This is a genomic window from Campylobacter coli, assembly GCA_039516895.1.
GTDB classification, from domain to species: Bacteria; Campylobacterota; Campylobacteria; order Campylobacterales; family Campylobacteraceae; genus Campylobacter_D; species Campylobacter_D coli_B.
Map to the genome: position 1 here is coordinate 195,095 of CP154437.1, position 18,306 is coordinate 213,400.

General features: G+C 31.9%; 18 protein-coding genes and 1 pseudogene. All 19 read left to right on the forward strand.

The genetic code is table 11. The features are described from left to right. Window positions 1-61 precede the first annotated feature (61 nt). The 19 genes and pseudogenes from AAID94_00910 to AAID94_01000 all read left to right on the forward strand — a co-directional run bounded on the left by AAID94_00910 (window position 62) and on the right by AAID94_01000 (window position 18,304). The gene (locus tag AAID94_00910; protein XAK24112.1) at window positions 62-1,600 is read left to right on the forward strand and encodes an ABC transporter substrate-binding protein; all 1,539 of its coding nucleotides are present in this window, start codon (window positions 62-64) and stop codon (window positions 1,598-1,600) included. Next, window positions 1,600-2,544, forward strand: coding sequence for an ABC transporter permease (locus tag AAID94_00915; GenBank protein ID XAK24113.1), 945 nt, complete (start codon window positions 1,600-1,602; stop codon window positions 2,542-2,544). The genes AAID94_00910 and AAID94_00915 overlap by 1 nt, the downstream gene beginning before the upstream one ends. A 25-nt stretch (window positions 2,545-2,569) precedes the next feature. Next, complete coding sequence (locus tag AAID94_00920) at window positions 2,570-3,325, forward strand: ABC transporter permease (protein XAK24755.1); 756 nt, start codon at window positions 2,570-2,572, stop codon at window positions 3,323-3,325. Then, on the forward strand, window positions 3,322-4,032 hold the full coding sequence (locus AAID94_00925; GenBank protein XAK24114.1) for an ATP-binding cassette domain-containing protein: 711 nt from the start codon (window positions 3,322-3,324) through the stop codon (window positions 4,030-4,032). The genes AAID94_00920 and AAID94_00925 overlap by 4 nt, the downstream gene beginning before the upstream one ends. Further along, a complete protein-coding gene (locus AAID94_00930) occupies window positions 4,025-4,690 on the forward strand; it encodes an ATP-binding cassette domain-containing protein (protein XAK24115.1) in 666 nt (221 codons plus the stop codon). Before AAID94_00925 ends, AAID94_00930 begins: the two co-directional genes overlap by 8 nt. A 115-nt stretch (window positions 4,691-4,805) precedes the next feature. Continuing rightward, window positions 4,806-5,195 carry an NAD(P)H-quinone oxidoreductase subunit 3 gene (locus tag AAID94_00935; GenBank protein XAK24116.1) on the forward strand — a complete coding sequence of 130 codons (390 nt, stop codon included), beginning with the start codon at window positions 4,806-4,808 and terminating at the stop codon, window positions 5,193-5,195. Then, complete coding sequence (locus tag AAID94_00940) at window positions 5,177-5,680, forward strand: NADH-quinone oxidoreductase subunit B family protein (protein ID XAK24117.1); 504 nt, start codon at window positions 5,177-5,179, stop codon at window positions 5,678-5,680. The genes AAID94_00935 and AAID94_00940 overlap by 19 nt, the downstream gene beginning before the upstream one ends. Then, window positions 5,677-6,471 (forward strand): NADH-quinone oxidoreductase subunit C, encoded by a 795-nt coding sequence (locus AAID94_00945; protein XAK24118.1) that lies wholly within the window; start codon window positions 5,677-5,679, stop codon window positions 6,469-6,471. Before AAID94_00940 ends, AAID94_00945 begins: the two co-directional genes overlap by 4 nt. A 1-nt stretch (window position 6,472) precedes the next feature. After that, window positions 6,473-7,699, forward strand: coding sequence for an NADH dehydrogenase (quinone) subunit D (gene nuoD, locus AAID94_00950; GenBank protein ID XAK24119.1), 1,227 nt, complete (start codon window positions 6,473-6,475; stop codon window positions 7,697-7,699). Further along, the gene (locus AAID94_00955; protein XAK24120.1) at window positions 7,696-7,923 is read left to right on the forward strand and encodes an NADH-ubiquinone oxidoreductase subunit E family protein; all 228 of its coding nucleotides are present in this window, start codon (window positions 7,696-7,698) and stop codon (window positions 7,921-7,923) included. The genes nuoD and AAID94_00955 overlap by 4 nt, the downstream gene beginning before the upstream one ends. Next, window positions 7,920-8,612, forward strand: a complete 693-nt coding sequence (locus AAID94_00960; protein ID XAK24121.1) for a hypothetical protein — start codon at window positions 7,920-7,922, stop codon at window positions 8,610-8,612. The genes AAID94_00955 and AAID94_00960 overlap by 4 nt, the downstream gene beginning before the upstream one ends. Then, window positions 8,609-10,750: pseudogene (locus AAID94_00965) on the forward strand (NADH-quinone oxidoreductase subunit G). Before AAID94_00960 ends, AAID94_00965 begins: the two are co-directional and overlap by 4 nt. 427 nt (window positions 10,751-11,177) lie before the next feature. Beyond that, complete coding sequence (gene nuoH / locus AAID94_00970) at window positions 11,178-12,176, forward strand: NADH-quinone oxidoreductase subunit NuoH (protein XAK24122.1); 999 nt, start codon at window positions 11,178-11,180, stop codon at window positions 12,174-12,176. 9 nt (window positions 12,177-12,185) lie between these two features. After that, entirely contained in the window at window positions 12,186-12,851 is a 666-nt protein-coding gene (nuoI, locus tag AAID94_00975; protein XAK24123.1) for an NADH-quinone oxidoreductase subunit NuoI, read from the forward strand. Continuing rightward, entirely contained in the window at window positions 12,848-13,363 is a 516-nt protein-coding gene (locus AAID94_00980; protein XAK24124.1) for an NADH-quinone oxidoreductase subunit J, read from the forward strand. The genes nuoI and AAID94_00980 overlap by 4 nt, the downstream gene beginning before the upstream one ends. Then, window positions 13,363-13,656, forward strand: coding sequence for an NADH-quinone oxidoreductase subunit NuoK (nuoK, locus tag AAID94_00985; GenBank protein XAK24125.1), 294 nt, complete (start codon window positions 13,363-13,365; stop codon window positions 13,654-13,656). The genes AAID94_00980 and nuoK overlap by 1 nt, the downstream gene beginning before the upstream one ends. Before the next feature lie 2 nt (window positions 13,657-13,658). After that, a complete protein-coding gene (gene nuoL, locus AAID94_00990) occupies window positions 13,659-15,449 on the forward strand; it encodes an NADH-quinone oxidoreductase subunit L (GenBank protein XAK24126.1) in 1,791 nt (596 codons plus the stop codon). Window position 15,450: 1 nt separating this feature from the next. Then, window positions 15,451-16,941: an NADH-quinone oxidoreductase subunit M gene (locus AAID94_00995; protein XAK24127.1), complete on the forward strand. Its 1,491-nt coding sequence runs from the start codon at window positions 15,451-15,453 to the stop codon at window positions 16,939-16,941. Then, window positions 16,931-18,304 carry an NADH-quinone oxidoreductase subunit N gene (locus AAID94_01000; GenBank protein ID XAK24128.1) on the forward strand — a complete coding sequence of 458 codons (1,374 nt, stop codon included), beginning with the start codon at window positions 16,931-16,933 and terminating at the stop codon, window positions 18,302-18,304. Before AAID94_00995 ends, AAID94_01000 begins: the two co-directional genes overlap by 11 nt. Window positions 18,305-18,306: the final 2 nt, after the last annotated feature.

Here is an 18,306-nt window from a genome sequence, read left to right on the forward strand (position 1 = left end):
GCTTGTGGCTTCTTGTTTTTTATTTTATAATTTTTTAATCTTTAATTTCAAGGAGTTACAAGTGCTTAGATGGTTTGTTTTGCTGTTTTTATTGTTTTTCAATCTTGAGGCTAAAATTCCAAAAGATACTTTAATCGTAGCTGTGGAAAATGAAATTTCAAGGATAAATCCTGCATATAGCGAGGATCATGATGCGGTGATTAATCTTGTATTTTCAGGACTTACGCGTTTTGATGAGCATATGAGCTTAAAGCCCGATTTGGCTACGTCGTGGGATGTTAGCAAGGATGGACTTAGCTATGATATCTTTTTGCGTGAAGATGTTTTGTGGCACGATGGAGTGAAATTTAGTGCTGATGATGTTAAATTCAGTCTTGAAGCTTTTAAAAATCCTAAAAATAATTCTTCAGTTTATGTGAATTTTGAAGACATTAAAAGTATAGAAATTTTAAATCCTTATCATCTTAAAATCACGCTTTCTAAACCTTTTCCTGCATTTTTAGACGCTTTAAGTATAGGAATGCTTCCTAAGCATTTACTTAGTAATAAAGACTTAAATACTGCTTCTTTTAATCAAAATCCCATAGGCACAGGTCCTTATAAATTTGTAAAATGGAAAAAGGGTGAATATGTAGAGTTTAAAGCCAATGAGAATTTTTATCTTGCAAAAGTAAAAACTCCAAGGCTTATCATCAAACATATTTTTGATCCTTCAGTTGCAAGTGTAGAGCTTAAAAATGGCAAAATTGATGCGGCATTGATTGATGTTTCTTTATTGAATATTTTTAAAAAGGATGAAAATTTTAAGATTTTGCGTGAAAGATCTGCTGATTATAGAGCTTTAATGTTTAATTTAGATAATGAATTTTTAAAAGATATTCAAATAAGAAAGGCTTTAAATTATGCTGTTGATAAGCAAAGTATAGTTAAAAATCTTTTGCATGATTATGGTTTTGTAGCCAATCATCCTTTAGAGCGTTCGTGGGCGGATTCTAAAGCTTTTAAAACTTATGAATACAATCCTAAAAAAGCCCAAGATTTGATTTTGGCTTTAGGTTTTAAGAAAAATGATGAGGGTATTTTTGAAAAAGATGGCAAGATTTTAGAATTTGAAATTTGGACTATGAGTAATGATCCTTTAAGGGTGAGTTTGGCAGGAATTTTGCAAAGTGAGTTTAAAAAAATAGGGGTTATAGCTAAGGTTGTGGCAAAGCCTGCGGGCAGTTTTGATTATTCTAAAGTAGATAGTTTTTTAGTGGGTTGGGGAAGTCCTTTAGATCCTGATTTTCACACCTTTAGAGTGTTTGAAAGTTCGCAAGATAGTGCCTTAAATAATGAGGGTTGGAATTTTGGACATTATCATGATAAAAAGGTAGATATAGCCTTGCAAAAAGCTAGAAATACTTTAAATTTGGAAGAGCGTAAAAAGTATTATAAAGAATTTATTGATGCTTTGTATGAAAATCCTCCTTTTATTTTTCTAACTTATCTTGATTTTGCCTTGGTTTATAATGCTAAGCTTGAGGGTATTAAAGCAAGAAATTTAGGCCATCATGGAGTAGGCTTTACTTGGAATATTTATGAGTGGAGTAAAAAATAGTGCTAAAACGCTTAGTTTTTAGTGTTTTTATCGCATTTTTTAGTACTTTTTTATGCTTTGTTTTGCTTTATTTTAGCAAAGGCAGTGTAGCGTATGCAAATAAAGTCAATTCTCAAAGCAAGGAATTGGTTCAAAGAATAGAAGCAAATTTAGGGCTGGATAAGCCCTTGCTAGAGCAGTATCAAATTTGGCTTTTTAAGGCTTTAAAAGGGGATTTGGGCGTTTCTTTTTTAAGCGGGGAAAGTGTTTTAAAGCTCATTAAAGAAAGGATGGCAAATACCTTGATTTTAAGCCTGAGTGCCTTAGTGCTTTTGTTTTTACTCAGTGTTTTTCTTGCTCTTTTGGGGCATTATTATAAAGAAAGTTTTATAGATAAATTAATCACTTTTTTAGCCTTTAATTTTTTTGCTTTACCACCTTTTGTTTTGGCTTTATTTTTTGTTTTGATTTTTGGAATTTTTTGGCAGGTTTTGCCTATAACAGGGACTAGTGATATAGGTTTTGAAGATGATTTTTTTAACCGTTTAGAACATCTTATTTTGCCTGTTTTAGTGCTCGTTTTATCTCATTTAGCTTTGTTTTTGCGCATAGCTAGAAATTGTATCAATGAAACTTTTTCACAAATTTTTGTTCAAAATTTATACGCTAGAGCTTTAAGGGAAAAAGATATTTATTTTTTGGTTTTAAGATATTCTTTAAGCCCTATTATAGCTTATTTTGGAGGCAGTGCTTTAAGCTTTATGATGGGAACTTATGTGGTTGAGAGTGTTTTTGCTTATGAGGGTCTTGGGAGTTTGCTTTTTGAAAGCATTCTTTTTAAAGATTTTCCTATGGCTTTGGCTTTGATATTTTTTAGTGTTTTACTTGCTGCTTTTTTTACATTTTTAAGTGATGTTTTTGCTTGGATTTTAAATCCAAGATTAAAAAGGTTGAAATTTGTTTAAGATAATACTTTTTCTTACGCCTTTAATGTTTTTGATTTTAGGTGCTTTGTTTGCGCCTTTATTGGCTCCTTTTGATGTTTTAGAAAGTCATTTAAATCATTTGCACCAAGCTCCTAATTTGACTTATTATCTAGGGACTGATTTTTTAGGCAGAGATGTATTTTCGCGTTTGCTTTTTGCTTTGAGAATCTCTTTATTTATAGGAATTTGTAGTTCTTTTTTGTCTATATTTTTTGCTCTTTTTTATTTATTTTTAGCAAGATGTTTTTTTTATACTTTTTGGATGCGAATTTTAGATCTTTTTTTAGCTTTGCCTGCTTTTTTATTGATGATGTTTTTTCAAAGTTTTGTGGGTGTAAATATATTTTTAATGATTTTTTTAATCGCTTTAGTGCATTGGCCTTTTATAGCAAGGATTATAGAAAGCGAGCTAAAAAGATTAGAAAATTTAGACTTTTATAAAGCAAGTATGGTGCTAGGAAGGACTAAATTTAGAGCTTTTTTTAAGGATTTATTGCCAGCTTTAAAATCTTTAATATTTGTTCTTTTTGTATTTAATATCATTCATGCCATAGCTACTGAAGCGACTTTGAGTTTTTTTGGCTTAGGACTTGGTTTTAATATACCGACTTTAGGAACCTTGTTAAACGAATCTTCAAAAGCTATTTTTATAGGTGCTTGGTGGATGATATTGTTTCCACTTTTAGCTCTTATGTTTTTATTCTTACCCCTTTTATGGCTTGGAAATTATTTGCAAAAAATCGGTGGAGTAAGATCTTGAAAGTAAGAAATTTAAGCTTAAAATTAAATCAAAAAAAGATCTTTGAAAATATAAGTTTTGATATTAAAATAGCTAAGAGTTTGATGATTGTGGGTGAGAGTGGGGTTGGAAAAAGTCTTTTGGGAAAATCCTTAATCAGACTGCTTGATTCTAAATTTGAAATCAACGCAGATGAATGGAGCTTTAATGAAGTTTCTGTTCTAAATTTAAATCAAAACGAGCTTCGTGCATTTCGTTCTAAAGTCGGACTTGTTTTACAAGATGCAGAGCTTAGTCTTTATCCGTATTTGGACATAGGAAATTTATTTCATCTTATTTTAAAAACTCATACGAAATTAAATCAAAAAGACTATAAAAGATATGCTTTTGATTTACTTAAAAAATTAGGCTTTGATGATATAGATTTATTGTGGCATTCTTATGCAAATGAGTTAAGTTTGGGTATGGCAAGAAGAGTGAGTTTGGCTCTAGCTTTATTGAGCAAGCCTCAAATTTTAATTTGTGATGAGATTACAGCTTCTTTAGATAAAGAAAATGTGCAAAAAATCATTCAAATATTAAAAGAGTTAAAAAATACTTTAGGCTTAGTTTGTATCACGCATGATTTAAATTTAGTCAATTCTTTAGCAGATGAGGTGCTTTTTTTAGAAAAAAATCAAGCACAGCTTTTTAAAGCAGATGAATTTTTAAGGATTTATCATGCTTGAAGTTAAAAATTTAGGTAAATTTTACGAGTTTAAAAAACATTGGTATTTAAAAAAAGAAAAACATTTGATTTTTGAAAATGTCAATTTTTCTTTAAAAGAGAATGAAAATTTGATGATTTTGGGGCAAAGTGGCGCAGGAAAAAGCACTTTAGCTAGGATACTTTGTTTTTTAGAAAACCCAAGTTTTGGTGAAGTTATATATAAAAATTTAAATCCCCAGAAGCTCGATAAAACAAAACAAAGACTTTTAAGAAAAGAAATTCAGTATTGTTTTCAGGATCAAAAAGCAGCCTTAAACCCCTATAAAAAAATCAAAAATCTTATCCAAGATGGTCTAGAAAATTTCAATATAAAAAAAGAGCAAGAAAAGATTTTAGAATTTTTTGATTGCTTTAATTTAAAAAAACAAATTTTAGAACAAAAACCCTATGAGTTAAGTGGAGGAGAGGCTACTCGGGTGGGACTTATCCGTGCTTTGATCTTAGAGCCAAGATTGCTTATTTTAGATGAAATTACTTCCAGTCTTGATGTAAAAAATTCAAAAGAAATCTTAAATTTTTTACATCATTATCAGCAAGAAAATTTGATTTCTTATATTTTTATCACTCATCAAGATGAGTTTTTTGTTAACTTTAAGTGTAAAAAAATGAAACTTTAAACAATATTTATTCTTATTAAGTTTCAATATAGAAAGTTTAGAGTAAAATAGAACAGAGTGTAAATTTTAATTTTTGTTGTGAAGTGATTCAAAGTGTTTAAAAAAAGGAGAAAAAATGTCCCACATTGATGCTTCGCATCCTTATTTCGGTATATTTTTAATGTTAGTGCTAGCTAGTGTTATTTTTTTTGGATTGGTTTTTTTAGCTTCTAAAATCGGTAATAATTTTGCTGCAAAAAATCGTAAAAAACTAGGACTTGGAATTTATGAATGTGGTCCAATTCCAGTAAAACAAGCTAATAAGATTAATTCCCAATTCTTCATCGTAGCTTTGATTTTTATTCTTTTAGATATAGAAGTGGTGTTTTTATTTCCTTGGGCTTTGATTTTTAAAGATTTAGGATGGTTTGGGCTTTTAGAAGTATTTGTTTTTATTTTACTTTTAGGGGTTGGATTTTTATATGCTTATAAAAAAGGAGCGTTTGCATGGCAGAGCATCAAGTAAATTATGCCAGTGGTTTGCCAGTGGTTTTAACAAGCGTAGATAAGCTTGTTCAATGGGGGAGAAGTAATTCTTTGTGGGCTTTATCCTACGGACTCGCCTGTTGCGCGATTGAGATGATGGCAGCAGGGGGATCAAGATATGATTTTGATAGATTTGGAACGATTTTTAGAGCTTCTCCGCGTCATAGTGAAGTGATGATCATCGCAGGGACTTTATGTAAGAAACACGCTGAATTTACAAGAAGGCTATATGATCAAATGCCTGATCCTAAATGGGTGATTTCTATGGGAAGCTGTGCAAATACAGGGGGTATGTTTAATACTTATTCTACGGTTCAAGGTGTAGACAGGATCATTCCAGTTGATATTTATGTGCCAGGCTGTGCTCCGCGCCCTGAAAGTTTTCAGTTTGCTTTGATGATTTTGCAGAAAAAAATCCGAAAAGAAAAAGCCAGTCGCAAAATGGCTCCAAAAAGGTTGGTGTGATGAGAAAATATAGCGATAAAAAAAATGCCCAACTGCAAAATTATTATAAAGACAGATTTTATCATGCACCCCATACTCAAAAATTAGATGTTAATGAGAGTGTATTTAAGCAAGATTATGAGGTTTTAAAAACAGAAGTTGATATTGTAAATTCTTTTATAGAACTTGATTTTTGGGTGATAGAAATTAAAAAAGAAGACAATGTTAAAACCCTACAAATGCTTCAAACCTTAGGATATTTAAATTTTACAGAAGCAAGTGCTATTGATTTTGTAGCCGATAAAAATGGTTTTGAAGTATTTTACCAGCTTTTAAATTTAGAAAAAAGATTAAGGGTGCGTGTTAGAACTTTTGTGGGTGTAAAAGAACGCTTACAAAGCGTAGCGCATATTTTTAAAGGTGCAAATTGGAGCGAAAGAGAAATTTATGATATGTTTGGAATTTTTATCATAAATCATCCTAATTTAAAGCGTATTTTAATGCCTGATGATTGGTATGGCCATCCTCTTTTAAAAACCTATCCTTTGAAAGGAGATGAATTTGCACAGTGGTATGAAATCGATAAAATTTTTGGTAAAGAATACCGCGAAATCGTAGGAGCCGAGCAAAGAGATCCAGGTTTTGCAGATGATAAAGATACACTCAATTTTGCAAGATTGTATCATGAAGTACCAAAAGGTGGATCTAGAAAAGAGGTATCTTTTAAACAAGAATACCAAGAAGATGGAGGCGTTGCTTTTGTAAAAAAAGTCAAACGCGACGAAGCAAAAATTTTAGACAAAAGGCGTTAAGATGCAAATTCCTAGCAAGTTAAAACCTTATTATGAAAATATAGCTTTTGAGCAAGAAGACTCAAAAATGATTATTAATTTAGGACCACAACACCCTTCAGCGCATGGAAATTTACGCCTTATTTTAGAACTTGATGGAGAGCAGGTTGTAAAAGCGCGCCCTACCATAGGCTATATGCATCGTGGTATGGAAAAGATGGCTGAAAATATGATATATCAAGAGTTTATCCCGACAACTGATAGGATGGATTATATCGCTGCTTCGGCTAATAATTATGCTTATTGCGCAGCCGTTGAAAAGCTTTGTGGTTTAGAAATTCCACGCCGTGCAGCAGTGATAAGAATGATACTTTTAGAGCTTAATCGCATCGCATCGCATTTGCTTTGGCTTGCAACTCACGCGCTTGATATTGGGGCGATGAGCGTATTTTTGTATTGTTTTAGAGAGCGCGAGTATGTTTTGGATTTGATAGAAAAATATTGTGGGGCAAGACTTACACATTCTTCTATGAGAATAGGTGGAGTTATGCTTGATTTGCCTGAAGGTTTTTTAAACGAGCTTTTGGCATTTTGCGATAAATTTCCTAAAGATATCGCTGATTATGAAGCTTTATTAGATGATAATAGAATTTGGCGCCTAAGAACTGAAAATGTAGGCGTCGTAAGCAAAGAACAGGCGATGAATTGGGGCTGTACAGGGGTGATGTTAAGAGGAAGTGGCGTAAGATATGATATACGCAAGGAAGAGCCTTATTTGCTTTATAATGAAATAGACTTTGGCGTGCCTTATGCAACTCAAGGAGATTCTTATGCTAGATATAAAGTTTATATGCAAGAATTTCGCGAAAGTCTTAAAATACTTAGACAATGTGCCGCGCTTTACAAAGATACTCCGCCTGAAATTTTGGCCAATCATCCTGAATATGTCAGCAGTTCAAAAGAGCAAATTTTAACGCAAAATTATTCTTTAATGCAGCATTTTGTACTTATAACTCAAGGTTTAAAACCTCCAAAGGGTGAAGTTTATGTGCCAACTGAAAGTCCTAAGGGCGAGCTTGGATTTTTTATCCATAGTGATGGTACGGGAAGGCCTTATCGTTTAAAGGCTAGAACGCCTAGTTATTGGCATTGTGCATTTTTTGAAGAAATGCTTGTGGGGACTTATTTGGCTGATGTTGTGGCCATTATGGGAAATGTAAATATAGTTTTAGGTGAGATAGATCGATGAGAAGAGTGGATTTAAGAAAGAGTAAAGAGCTTTTTGAAGATTTAGCACAAATCATAAAAGAAGCTCAAAAAGGAGAAGTTTTGGTGGTGCTTTTTGAAATCGGTGACTTTTCACCCGTAGAGAAAAGCTTCTCTTTTGTTAAAGAGCAAGGCTGTGAGCTTTTAAATTCCTTGAAATTTAATCAAGTGGATTGGACTATAGTGATTAAAAAGGAAAGCGTATGAGTTACGAAAGAGCGCTTTGTTTTGTGGATATGCTAAGTCTTAAAAATAAAATTTTATGTGAAAAAATTCAAGGTGAAAATATTTATATTTCTTGCCTTGAAGATAAGAATTTAAATGCGAAATTTTATAAATGTGAAATTGCGAGTTTGAGTTATGTTTTAGCTTTGCTTTGCAAGATGAGCGAAATGGATAATTTTCAAGACTTAGATGAGGGATATTTGAGTGCAGAATCTTGTTTTGGTGAAGAAGAGGCGAGTGAAATTTTAGATTTTTTAGAAAATGCAAAATACTTAATTGTAGATGAAAATATTAATTTTTACAAAGACAGTGAAAATATCAAATATTTTCTAAATTTTCTAAGCCAAAAATACAAACTTAAAATTTTAGATAGTAGTGAAAAAGAATGTGATTTTAAAAATACAAAATTGAGTACCTTACAAGAGCTTGATAGTTATGATGGCTTGGTGCTTTTTAGAGCAAATTTAAAAGATGATAATTTACATTGTTCTAAGCAATTTTTGCAAATTGCAAAATGTAAAGATAAAAGTGAAGTTGAAGTTTTGGCTAAAGATTTTAGCTTTAAAACTACACTTTGTTTGGATGAAAATTTGCAGGGCACTATAGCCTTTTTAAATTACGATCATCAAGGTTTTGATTTTACTCCAATTCGCATAAAGGAAGCAAAATGACAATTAAAATAAATGGCATAGATTGCGCCTTTGAAGAAGGCGAATATATTTTAAATATAGCAAGAAGAAATGATATTTTTATCCCAGCAATTTGCTATCTTTCAGGCTGTAGTCCGACTTTGGCTTGTCGTATGTGCATGGTAGAGGCTGATGGTAAAAAAGTGTATTCTTGCAATACTAAAGCAAAAGAAGGTATGGTTGTAGAAAGTGATTTGCAAAATCTTTGGGATGAAAGAAATGAAATCATGCAAGCTTATTGTATTAACCATCCTTTAGAATGTGGGGTTTGTGATAAATCAGGCGAATGTGAATTGCAAAATTTCACCCACAAAAGCCGTGTAAATATCCAAAGACATTGGATTAAAGATACACATAAACCACATAAACATTGGGGAATGATCAATTACGATCCTGCACTTTGTATAGTATGTGAGCGTTGTATCACAGTTTGTAAGGATAAAATCGGCGAGAGTGCTTTAAAAACAGTGCCTCGTGGAGGCGATAGTGTAGATAATAGCTTTAAAGAAAGTATGGGTAAAGACGCTTATGCGATTTGGACGAAATTTCAAAAAAGTTTGATAGGCCCTGCAAACGGAGATACGCTTGATTGTTCTTTTTGTGGAGAGTGTACCAGTGTATGTCCAACAGGAGCTTTGATAGGCTCTAAATTTCAATATACTTCTAATATTTGGGAGCTTAAAAGAATTCCTGCTTCAAATCCACATTCAAGTGATTGTGAGCTTATGTATTATGATATCAAACAAAGCGGCATTAGCAATCAAAAACCTAAAATTTACCGCGTAAGCAATGATTTTTCTTTTGCGAGTTTAAATAAGGCTGCAAGATTTGCTTTTGATACACAAAATGAGGCAAGTAAGGATGAAAAAGCTTTTAAAGAGCTTATAGAACTTTTTGAAAAAAATGAGATTAAAAATATTAAATTTAATAGCTTTATTACCAACGAAGAAGCTTTGATTTTACAAAATTTCAAAAAGAAATTTGGCTTAAATCTTATCAATAACGAAGCTTTAAAATTTAAAGACTTTTTGGAAGAATTTATAAGCAATAGCGGTGAGTTTTATAATGCTACAACTCAAGATATCACAAAAAGCGATTTCTTAGTCGTTGCAGGAACGCTTTTAAGATACGATGCACCTACGCTTAGCTATAAAATCAACAATGCCTTAGTGATGAATAAAGGCTCAGGACTTTATTTTCACCCTATAGAAGATACAGGCATTGCAAAGTATTCTAAAAATTTCATTTCACATACTCACAAAAGCGGAGATGAGGAGCAAATTTTATATTTCTTACTTCAAAAATTCAGTCAAGATGAAAACATAAAGGCAAATTTGGCTGAATTTTTTATAAATGAAAATAAAGAAATAGAAGAAAGTATTAATGAAGAAATTATAGAGCAAGTTGTAGAAAAAGATGAAGAAGGCAATGAAATTTCTAAAGAAGTGAAAAAAGTTGTGCCTAAAAAAGTGAAAAAAACCATAGAAGTAAAACGCTCGGTTTTTGCTAAAAATTTGGGTATAGATGAGGATAAATTAGAAGATTTATTGCTTAAAAAGGCTAATTTTACTTTGATTATAGGAAGTGATTTTTATTTTCACAAGAATGCTAAAAAATTAGCCAAATTACTAGCTTTGATCCAAAATACAACACCTTTTAAAGTCTTTTTAAATCCTACACATACAAATACCTTAGGCGTTGCTATGATTTGTGATTTAGATGAGAGTATGCAAGAAGGTAAGACTTTGGGTTATAATGAAAGAGGAGATTTTAGCTTTTCTTATGAAGAACATGCTAATTTAGCTAGCTCAAGTTTAAATCAGCAAGAGGGTACTTTTTTAAATTATGATAAAAAAGTAGTTCCAACCAATGCAGCTTTAGAATTTGATGGATACTTTTTAAATGATTTAGCTAATGCTTTAGGTTTTGATGAGGAGTATACGATCAATTACACCAAAAGACTTCCTATTAACAAAGGTTTTTCTCCTTTGGAATTTGATAGTCTTGATAATTTTTATACCAACAGTGGAGAATGCAAAAGAGGGTATGATTTAAATTTAGAATGCTGTAAAAAAAGCGCTAAGAATGAATTTATAGCTCCTCTGGAATTTGATAGTCTTGATAATTTTTATACCAACAGTGGAGAATGCAAAAGAGGGTATGATTTAAATTTAGAATGCTGTAAAAAAAGCGCTAAGAATGAATTTATAGCTCCTCATTTGCAAAATTTAACCTTACAAGAAGATGAAATTTTGCTTTACAGTGCAAATCCTAGTTATCAATTTGGTAGATTTTCAAATCGTGCAAGTGCAATCAATGAAGCGATTTTTTTAGGGGTTAGTCAGAATTTGGCAAAAGAAAAAAACTTGCAAGATAAAGATCTTGTAAAACTTAAGATCAAAGATAAGGAATTAAGTCTTAGCGTGCGTATAGATAAAGACATAAAAAATGGGGCTTTTTTACCTTATTTTGATGAAAAAATCGACACGCTAAGTTTTTTTGATGAAAGATTTATTGTGGCAAATTTAGAAAAATTAGGAGCGAGTCATGAGTGATTTTGCTTTTTTTGCTTTAGAGGCTTTAATTAAGTGTATTATAGTAATTGCAATTTTTGCTACCTTAGCAGGACTTGCAACTTATGCAGAAAGAAAGGTTTTGGCTTATTTTCAAAGACGCATCGGGCCTGATATGGTAGGACCTTTTGGACTTATTCAGCTTGTAGCAGATATGATAAAACTTTTTACTAAAGAAGATATCATACCTTCAAATTCTCAAAAATTGATTTTTGCTATAGCGCCTTTGATCGCGGCCATTTGTGCTTTTGTATCTTTAGCGGCTATTCCTATGCTTCCTGAATTTACATTATTTGGTCGCACTATACAGCCTTTGATTGCCGATATTAATGTAGCTTTGCTTTTTGTTATAGGAACTTCGGGGCTTTGTTTTTATGCTATATTTTTAGGTGGGCTTGCAAGCAACAACAAATGGTCAATCATAGGCGCTGCAAGAGGGCTTGTAGCCATCATTTCTTATGAGAGTGTAGGAGCTCTTGCTTTAATAGCTATTGTTATGCTTGTAGGATCTTTTTCTTTGATAGATATTAATAATTATCAAAGTGATGGATTTTTTTCATGGCTTATTTTTAAACAGCCTTTAGCTTTTGCGCTTTTTGTGATTGCTTTATTTATCGAAACCAATAGAACTCCACTTTGTTTAACTGAAAATGAAGCTGACATTGTTGCGGGTTATGGTACGGAGTATTCGGGTTTAAGATGGGGTATGTTTTTTATAGGAGAATATGCCTCTATGATAGCAGGAGCGATTTTAATTACGCTTTTATTTTTAGGCGGTTTTAATGACTTTTATTTTATACCTGGCTGGATTATGATGATAGTAAAATCAAGTTTTATCTTCTTTTGGTATTTTTGGGCTAGAGCAGCTTTTCCACAACTTCGCCCTGATCAAGTGATGAGAATGTGTTATTTAATTTTAATTCCTTTGGCGGTTTTAAATCTTTTAATTACTGCCTTTGCAGTACTTATATAGGAGTTTGTGATGAAAAATTATTATTTAATCGATGAAAAAAGAAAGACTCCTACTAGCACTTGGCAGAAGATTTCACAAGCTTTAAAAAGAAGTGTGAAATTAGAGCTTTTTGTGGGATTGTGGGTGGTTATGCGTGAAATGCTAAAAAGAAATAATAGTGCAACCATAAAATATCCCTTTGAAAAGGTAAAGCTTGACAACCGTTACCGTGCCGTACACCGTCTTATGCGTTTTATAGAAAGTGAAAATGAAAGATGTATAGGATGCGGGCTTTGTGAAAAGATTTGTATCAGTAATTGTATTAGGATGGAAACTTCTTTAGATGAAAATGCTCGTAAAAAGGTGGGAAATTATAGTATTAATTTGGGGCGTTGTATTTATTGTGGTTTTTGTGCTGAAGTTTGTCCCGAACTTGCTATAGTCCATGGTACAGAATATGAAAATGCAGCTGAACAAAGATCTTATTTTGGCTATAAGCAAGATTTTTTAACCCCTATTGATAAGCTTAAAAATCAAGTTGAATTTGAGGGTGCGGGTAGTCTTAGAAAGGATGCGGATTTACTTGTGAAAAAAACTCCAAATTATTATGAAGTTTTACAAGAAAGAGAAAAAAATTTATGCACCGATGAAGAATGTGCATTGCCAAATTTAGCTCCACAAGGAGAAGTTAAATGATAGAAATTTTAGCTTTTACATTTTTTAGTGTAGTGGTTTTAGGCTTTTTCTTGGTAGCAGTTTTGAGTAAAACTATGCTTTATTCTCTTTCTGCTTTAGCGGGTGGAATGGTTTTTTTATCGGGTTTTTATTTTTTACTTGATGCAGAGTTTTTAGGAGTGATACAAATTATAGTTTATAGCGGGGCTGTGCTTGGGCTTTATAGCTTTGCTATGATGTTTTTTGACAATTCCAAAGAATTCAAAGAAAAATTAAGAGCTAAGAAAAGTTTTTTTCTTTTGGTAATTTTAAGTGCCGTTTTACTTTTATTTATGCTTTTGGGCTTTAAGCACCAAAATATCGCGAGTGATTTGGCTTTAAGTGATCCAAATTTATTCGATTATAATAAGCAACTTGCTTTTGCTATTTTTTCAAAATATCTTTTAGCTTTTGAATTTATAGCTATTTTGCTTTTAATCGCTTTAATTTGTGCGATCGTGCTTACACATAAAGAGCTTACAAAGGAAAGATAATGGTAGAAAAGTATTTTTTTATAGCTATTGCAATGTTTATTATAGGATTAATCGGTATTTTAAAAAGACAAAATCTCATTATGCTTTTTATTTCAAGTGAAATTTTACTCAATGCAGCAAATTTAGCCCTTGTTGCAGCTTCTAAGATGCATCAGGATTTAAATGGACAAGTTTTTGCTCTTTTTGTGATGGGTGTGGCTGCTTGTGAAGTGGCTGTGGGTGTGGCATTTTGTGTGCTTTGGTATAGAAGAAAAGGCACTTTAGAATTAAAGAGCCTAAAAGAGGAGGTTTGATAATGCAAAATTTAGCTTTGATTTCTCTTTTTAGCCCTTTTGTAGCTTTTTTATTTGCAAGTTGTTTTGCTTTAAGTGAAAGAAAAATTTTTGTCGCTTATGTATGTTCTTTATTGATTGGCATAAGTGCATTTTGTTCTTTGTATCTACTTTTTAACAATCAAGCTTTTAATGTAAGTTTATTTGAGTGGTTTATAGGTTTAAGCTTTGGATTTAACATAGACGCTATTTCTCTTACTATGATGAGTGTTGTGGGTGTTGTAGCAACTTGTGTGCATTTTTATAGTATTTTTTATATGGCTCACGATAAAGATTTTAATAAATTTTTTGCTTATTTAGGGCTTTTTGTATTTTCAATGCTTTTTTTAGTAATGAGTGATAATTTTTTAGGACTTTTTGTAGGCTGGGAAGGAGTAGGGCTTTGTTCTTGGCTTTTAATCGGTTTTTGGTATAAAAATAATACTTATTCTTTTGCAGCTAATGAAGCTTTTATCATGAATCGTATTGCGGATTTGGGTATGCTTTTAGGAATTTTTTGGCTTTATATTCAAGCAGGTACTTTAAAATACAATGAAGTATTTGCCATAGCGCAAAATTTAGATCATAATGCTTTGGTTTTGATTGCGAGTTGTTTATTTATCGGAGCTATGGGAAAATCCGCACAATTTCCTCTTCATACTTGGCTTGCAGATGCAATGGCAGGACCTACACCTGTTTCAGCCTTAATCCATGCCGCTACTATGGTAACTGCGGGGGTTTATTTGGTTATTCGTGCAGGAGAAATTTACTCTTTAGTGCCTGAGGTTTCTTATTTTATTGCTTTGCTGGGAGCATTTGTGGCTATTTTTGCAGCTTCCATGGCTTTGGTGGCTAGGGATTTAAAACGCATTATTGCTTATTCTACTTTATCGCAGCTTGGATATATGTTTGTGGCTGCAGGACTTGGAGCTTATGGTATAGCTTTATTTCACTTAGTAACCCATGCTTTTTTCAAATCTTTACTCTTTTTAGGTGCTGGAAATGTTATGCATGCAATGGATGATCAACTAGATATTAAAAAAATGGGTGGGCTTTTTAAATCTTTAAAAATCACTGCTATTTTTATGACTATAGGTTCTTTGGCTTTAGCAGGAATTTATCCTTTAGCAGGCTTTTTCTCAAAAGATTTGATTTTGGGTTATTCTTTTATCGCTCATTATCATGGAATTTTCTTAATTCTTTTAATCTCAGCCTTTTTAACCGCTTTTTATAGTTTTAGACTTTTAATGTTGGTATTTTTCACTCCTTCTAGACATGATAAACATCCACATGAAGCAAGTAAAATAGCTCTTTTGGCTATGAGTCCTTTGGTGGTTTTAGCTATTATTGCGGGCTTGTTTGAGCATAGTTTTTTTGAATATCTTAGCACTCAACTTATTTTTATCGATGCTCAAAATAAACTTGTAATGATTTGTGCGAGTGTAGCAGCTGTTTTGGGTGTAGTTTTAGCTATTATAGCTTATAAGGCTTCTTGGTTTAAAGATAGCATAGAGCAAAATAAAATCCATAAGCTTTTGAGCAATGATTATTTTATTCCTAAGTTTTATCATGAATTTATAGTTTCAAAATACGAAAGCTTGTGTGCGGTTTTAAAACATTGTGATACTTATATTTTTGATGCTATAGTGGAGAAAATTGCTTATTATTGTAATTTGATTTCGCAAAAAATAATTATGACAAATAGTCTTAATTTGATGCTTAGATTTTTGGTGGCAGGATTTGTGATTTTGCTTATTTTGGTATGGGTGGTGTAAAATGTTAAATTATCTAATCTTTTTTCCTTTAATTGCCGCTTTTGTAACTCTTGTTTTAAATCGTGGTGGTATAAAAGTTTTTAGCGTCATAGCGAGCTTAATGGTGCTGGGTTTAAATATCAAGATTTGGCAAGATTATTTAAATGGAATAAACCTTGAATATCAACTTCCTTTTAAGGTAGTAAATTTCATGAGTTATCATATAGGCGCTGATAGTATAGCTTTGATTTTAATGCTTTTAAGCTCTTTGATGATATTTTTAAGTTTTTTATTTTTAAAGATTGAGCAAAAAGCAATGGTGTCTTGCATATTCTTTTTAGAATTTGCGATTATGGGATTATTTTCTTCGCTTGATGGTTTACTTTTTTATGTATTTTGGGAATTTTCACTTTTACCTTTGCTTTATATTATGGGAGTATATGGTAAAGATTATAGAGCGGGGATTAAATTTTTTGTTTATGCCTTTGCGGGTTCTATTTTAATGCTTTTGGCTTTAATTTATCAAGCCTATGCGACCTACAAACTTTTAAATATCTTCACTTTTGATATAGAAATTTGGAAAAATAACGCTTCGGCTATGAGTTTTAACGAGCAAATTTTACTTTTTGGAGCATTTTTTGTTGCCTTTGCTATTAAAGCACCACTTTTCCCTTTTCATACTTGGGCGCCAAAAGTTTATGCAAATTCGCCTATTTTAGTTTCTATGATGCTTGTAGCATTTAAAATGGCTCCTTTTGGATTTTTACGCTTTTGCTTGCCGCTTTTCCCTGATGCGAGTGTGTATTTTATGCCTTTAGTTGTAGCTTTGTGTATAGTAAGTATAATTTATAATGCCTTAATCGCTTACCGCGCTTCAAATTTAAAAGAATTGATCGCTTATAGTTCGATTTCTCACCTTGGGGTTATGATTTTAGGTATTTTTTCTTTTAATGCTTTGGGGCTTAGTGGAGCGGTATTTTATATGTTTGCACATGGTATTGTTACGGGAGCTTTGTTTTTAATGGCTGAGCTTTTATATAAAAAATATGGCACACTTGAAATTTCTTATTATCATTCTTTAGCTAGTAAAGCGCCTTTATTTACTATTTTCTTTACTTTGATTTTGCTTGCAAGTATATCTTTGCCACTTACACTATCTTTTGTTGGAGAGTTTTTAATTCTTTTAGGTGTTGCAAAACTTAATTTACTTTATGCTCTTTTGGCAGGACTTGTGATCATTTTAGGTGCTATTTATATGCTTTATGTATTTAGAAAAATGTTTTTTATGCAAAAAGAGAATCAGCTTGAAACTTGCTCCTTGCATGCAAGAGAAATTCTTTCTTTGATACCTATAGTGGTTTTGATTTTTTATTTGGGTATAGCACCAAAGATTTTTTTAGATCCTTTAAATAAAGATGCAGATTTCATTGTTGAAAAAATGAAAGAAAGAGCTATTGATGATCAAACCATTCGATTTTTAAATCATTTAGAAGGGGAAAATAATGTTAGGTAATATCGATTTAAGCAGCTTAAATATCCCTTTATCCTATCCTTTTGCATTTTTGATTGCTGTGGCTATCGTGCTTTTACTTTGTTCGGGTTTTTGGAAATTTCATCGAACTTTTTATATGGCTACTAGCTCTTTATCTTTGATTGTGAGTGTTTTTTTAATTTTAAATAATATCGCTGCGCAAGGCTTAGAAGCAAAAGGATTTTTAGGAACTCTAAATAATGATATTGTTTCTTTGTATGCTTCTTTGGTTATTTTGTGCTTTTCGTTTTTGTATCTTTTGATGCAAAAAGAAGAAAATCAAGGCGAATTTTATAGTCTGTTTTTATTTATGGTAGCGGGGCTTTTGCTTATGGTTTCAAGCTCAAATTTGATCTTGATTTTCATAGGACTTGAAAGCTCTTCCTTGGCTCTTTATACACTTATTGCTATGCGTGGAAGCAATAATGCCATTTCAAGTGCTATTAAATACTTTAGCGTTGCGGCAGTAGGTTCGGGCTTTTTTGTTATGGCATCGGCTTTGATTTATATTAGAACAGGTACTTTGGATTTGGGTTTGAAATTGGCTCTTGATAAAGATCCTATGCTTTTAGGAGCAGGAGTTATGATTTTTGTTTTATGTGCTATCAAACTTTCTTTAGCTCCTTTTCATTTTTGGTTAAAAGATGTGTATTCTTCAGCGCATGTAAATTTAGTTGCTTTTATTTCTGTTGTCCCAAAAATAGCAATGTTTGTTGTAGTTATCAGACTTTTTAGCTTTTTAAATCATTTAGGATTTGAAAATATTTTAAATGTGTTGGCAGTATTTTCAATGCTTATTGCAGCTTTGGCCGCATTGAGCCAAAAAGATGTCAAAAAAATGTTTGCTTATAGTTCTATAGTGCATTCTAGTTTTGTTTTAGCAGCATGTATTCCTTTGTTAAATGTGGCTGATGATGTTTTAAATTCTATATTTGTTTATTGGGTGCTTTTTGGCTTTGCTAATTATGGTGTATTTTTGATTCTTAGCACCTTTAAGGGAAGCTCATTTGAAGAATTTAATGCTTTATTGCTTAAAAAGCCTTTGATTGCATTATCGCTTAGTTTTTGTGTGCTTTCATTAGCTGGAATTCCTCCATTTGGTGCTTTTTGGGGCAAGGTGATGGTGTTAAAAACTTTAATTGTCGCTGATTATTGGTATTTAGCTCTTTTTATGGCTTTGGCATCACTTCTTATGCTTTATGCTTACTTGAAGTTAATCATCCATGCTTTATTTATAAAAACTCAAGCTAAAGTTTCAGAGCATTTAAATTTTATTCAGAGTTTTATTTTAACTCTTTGCACTTTGATTAGTGTGTTTGCTTTATTTTTGTTACTTAAAATATAATA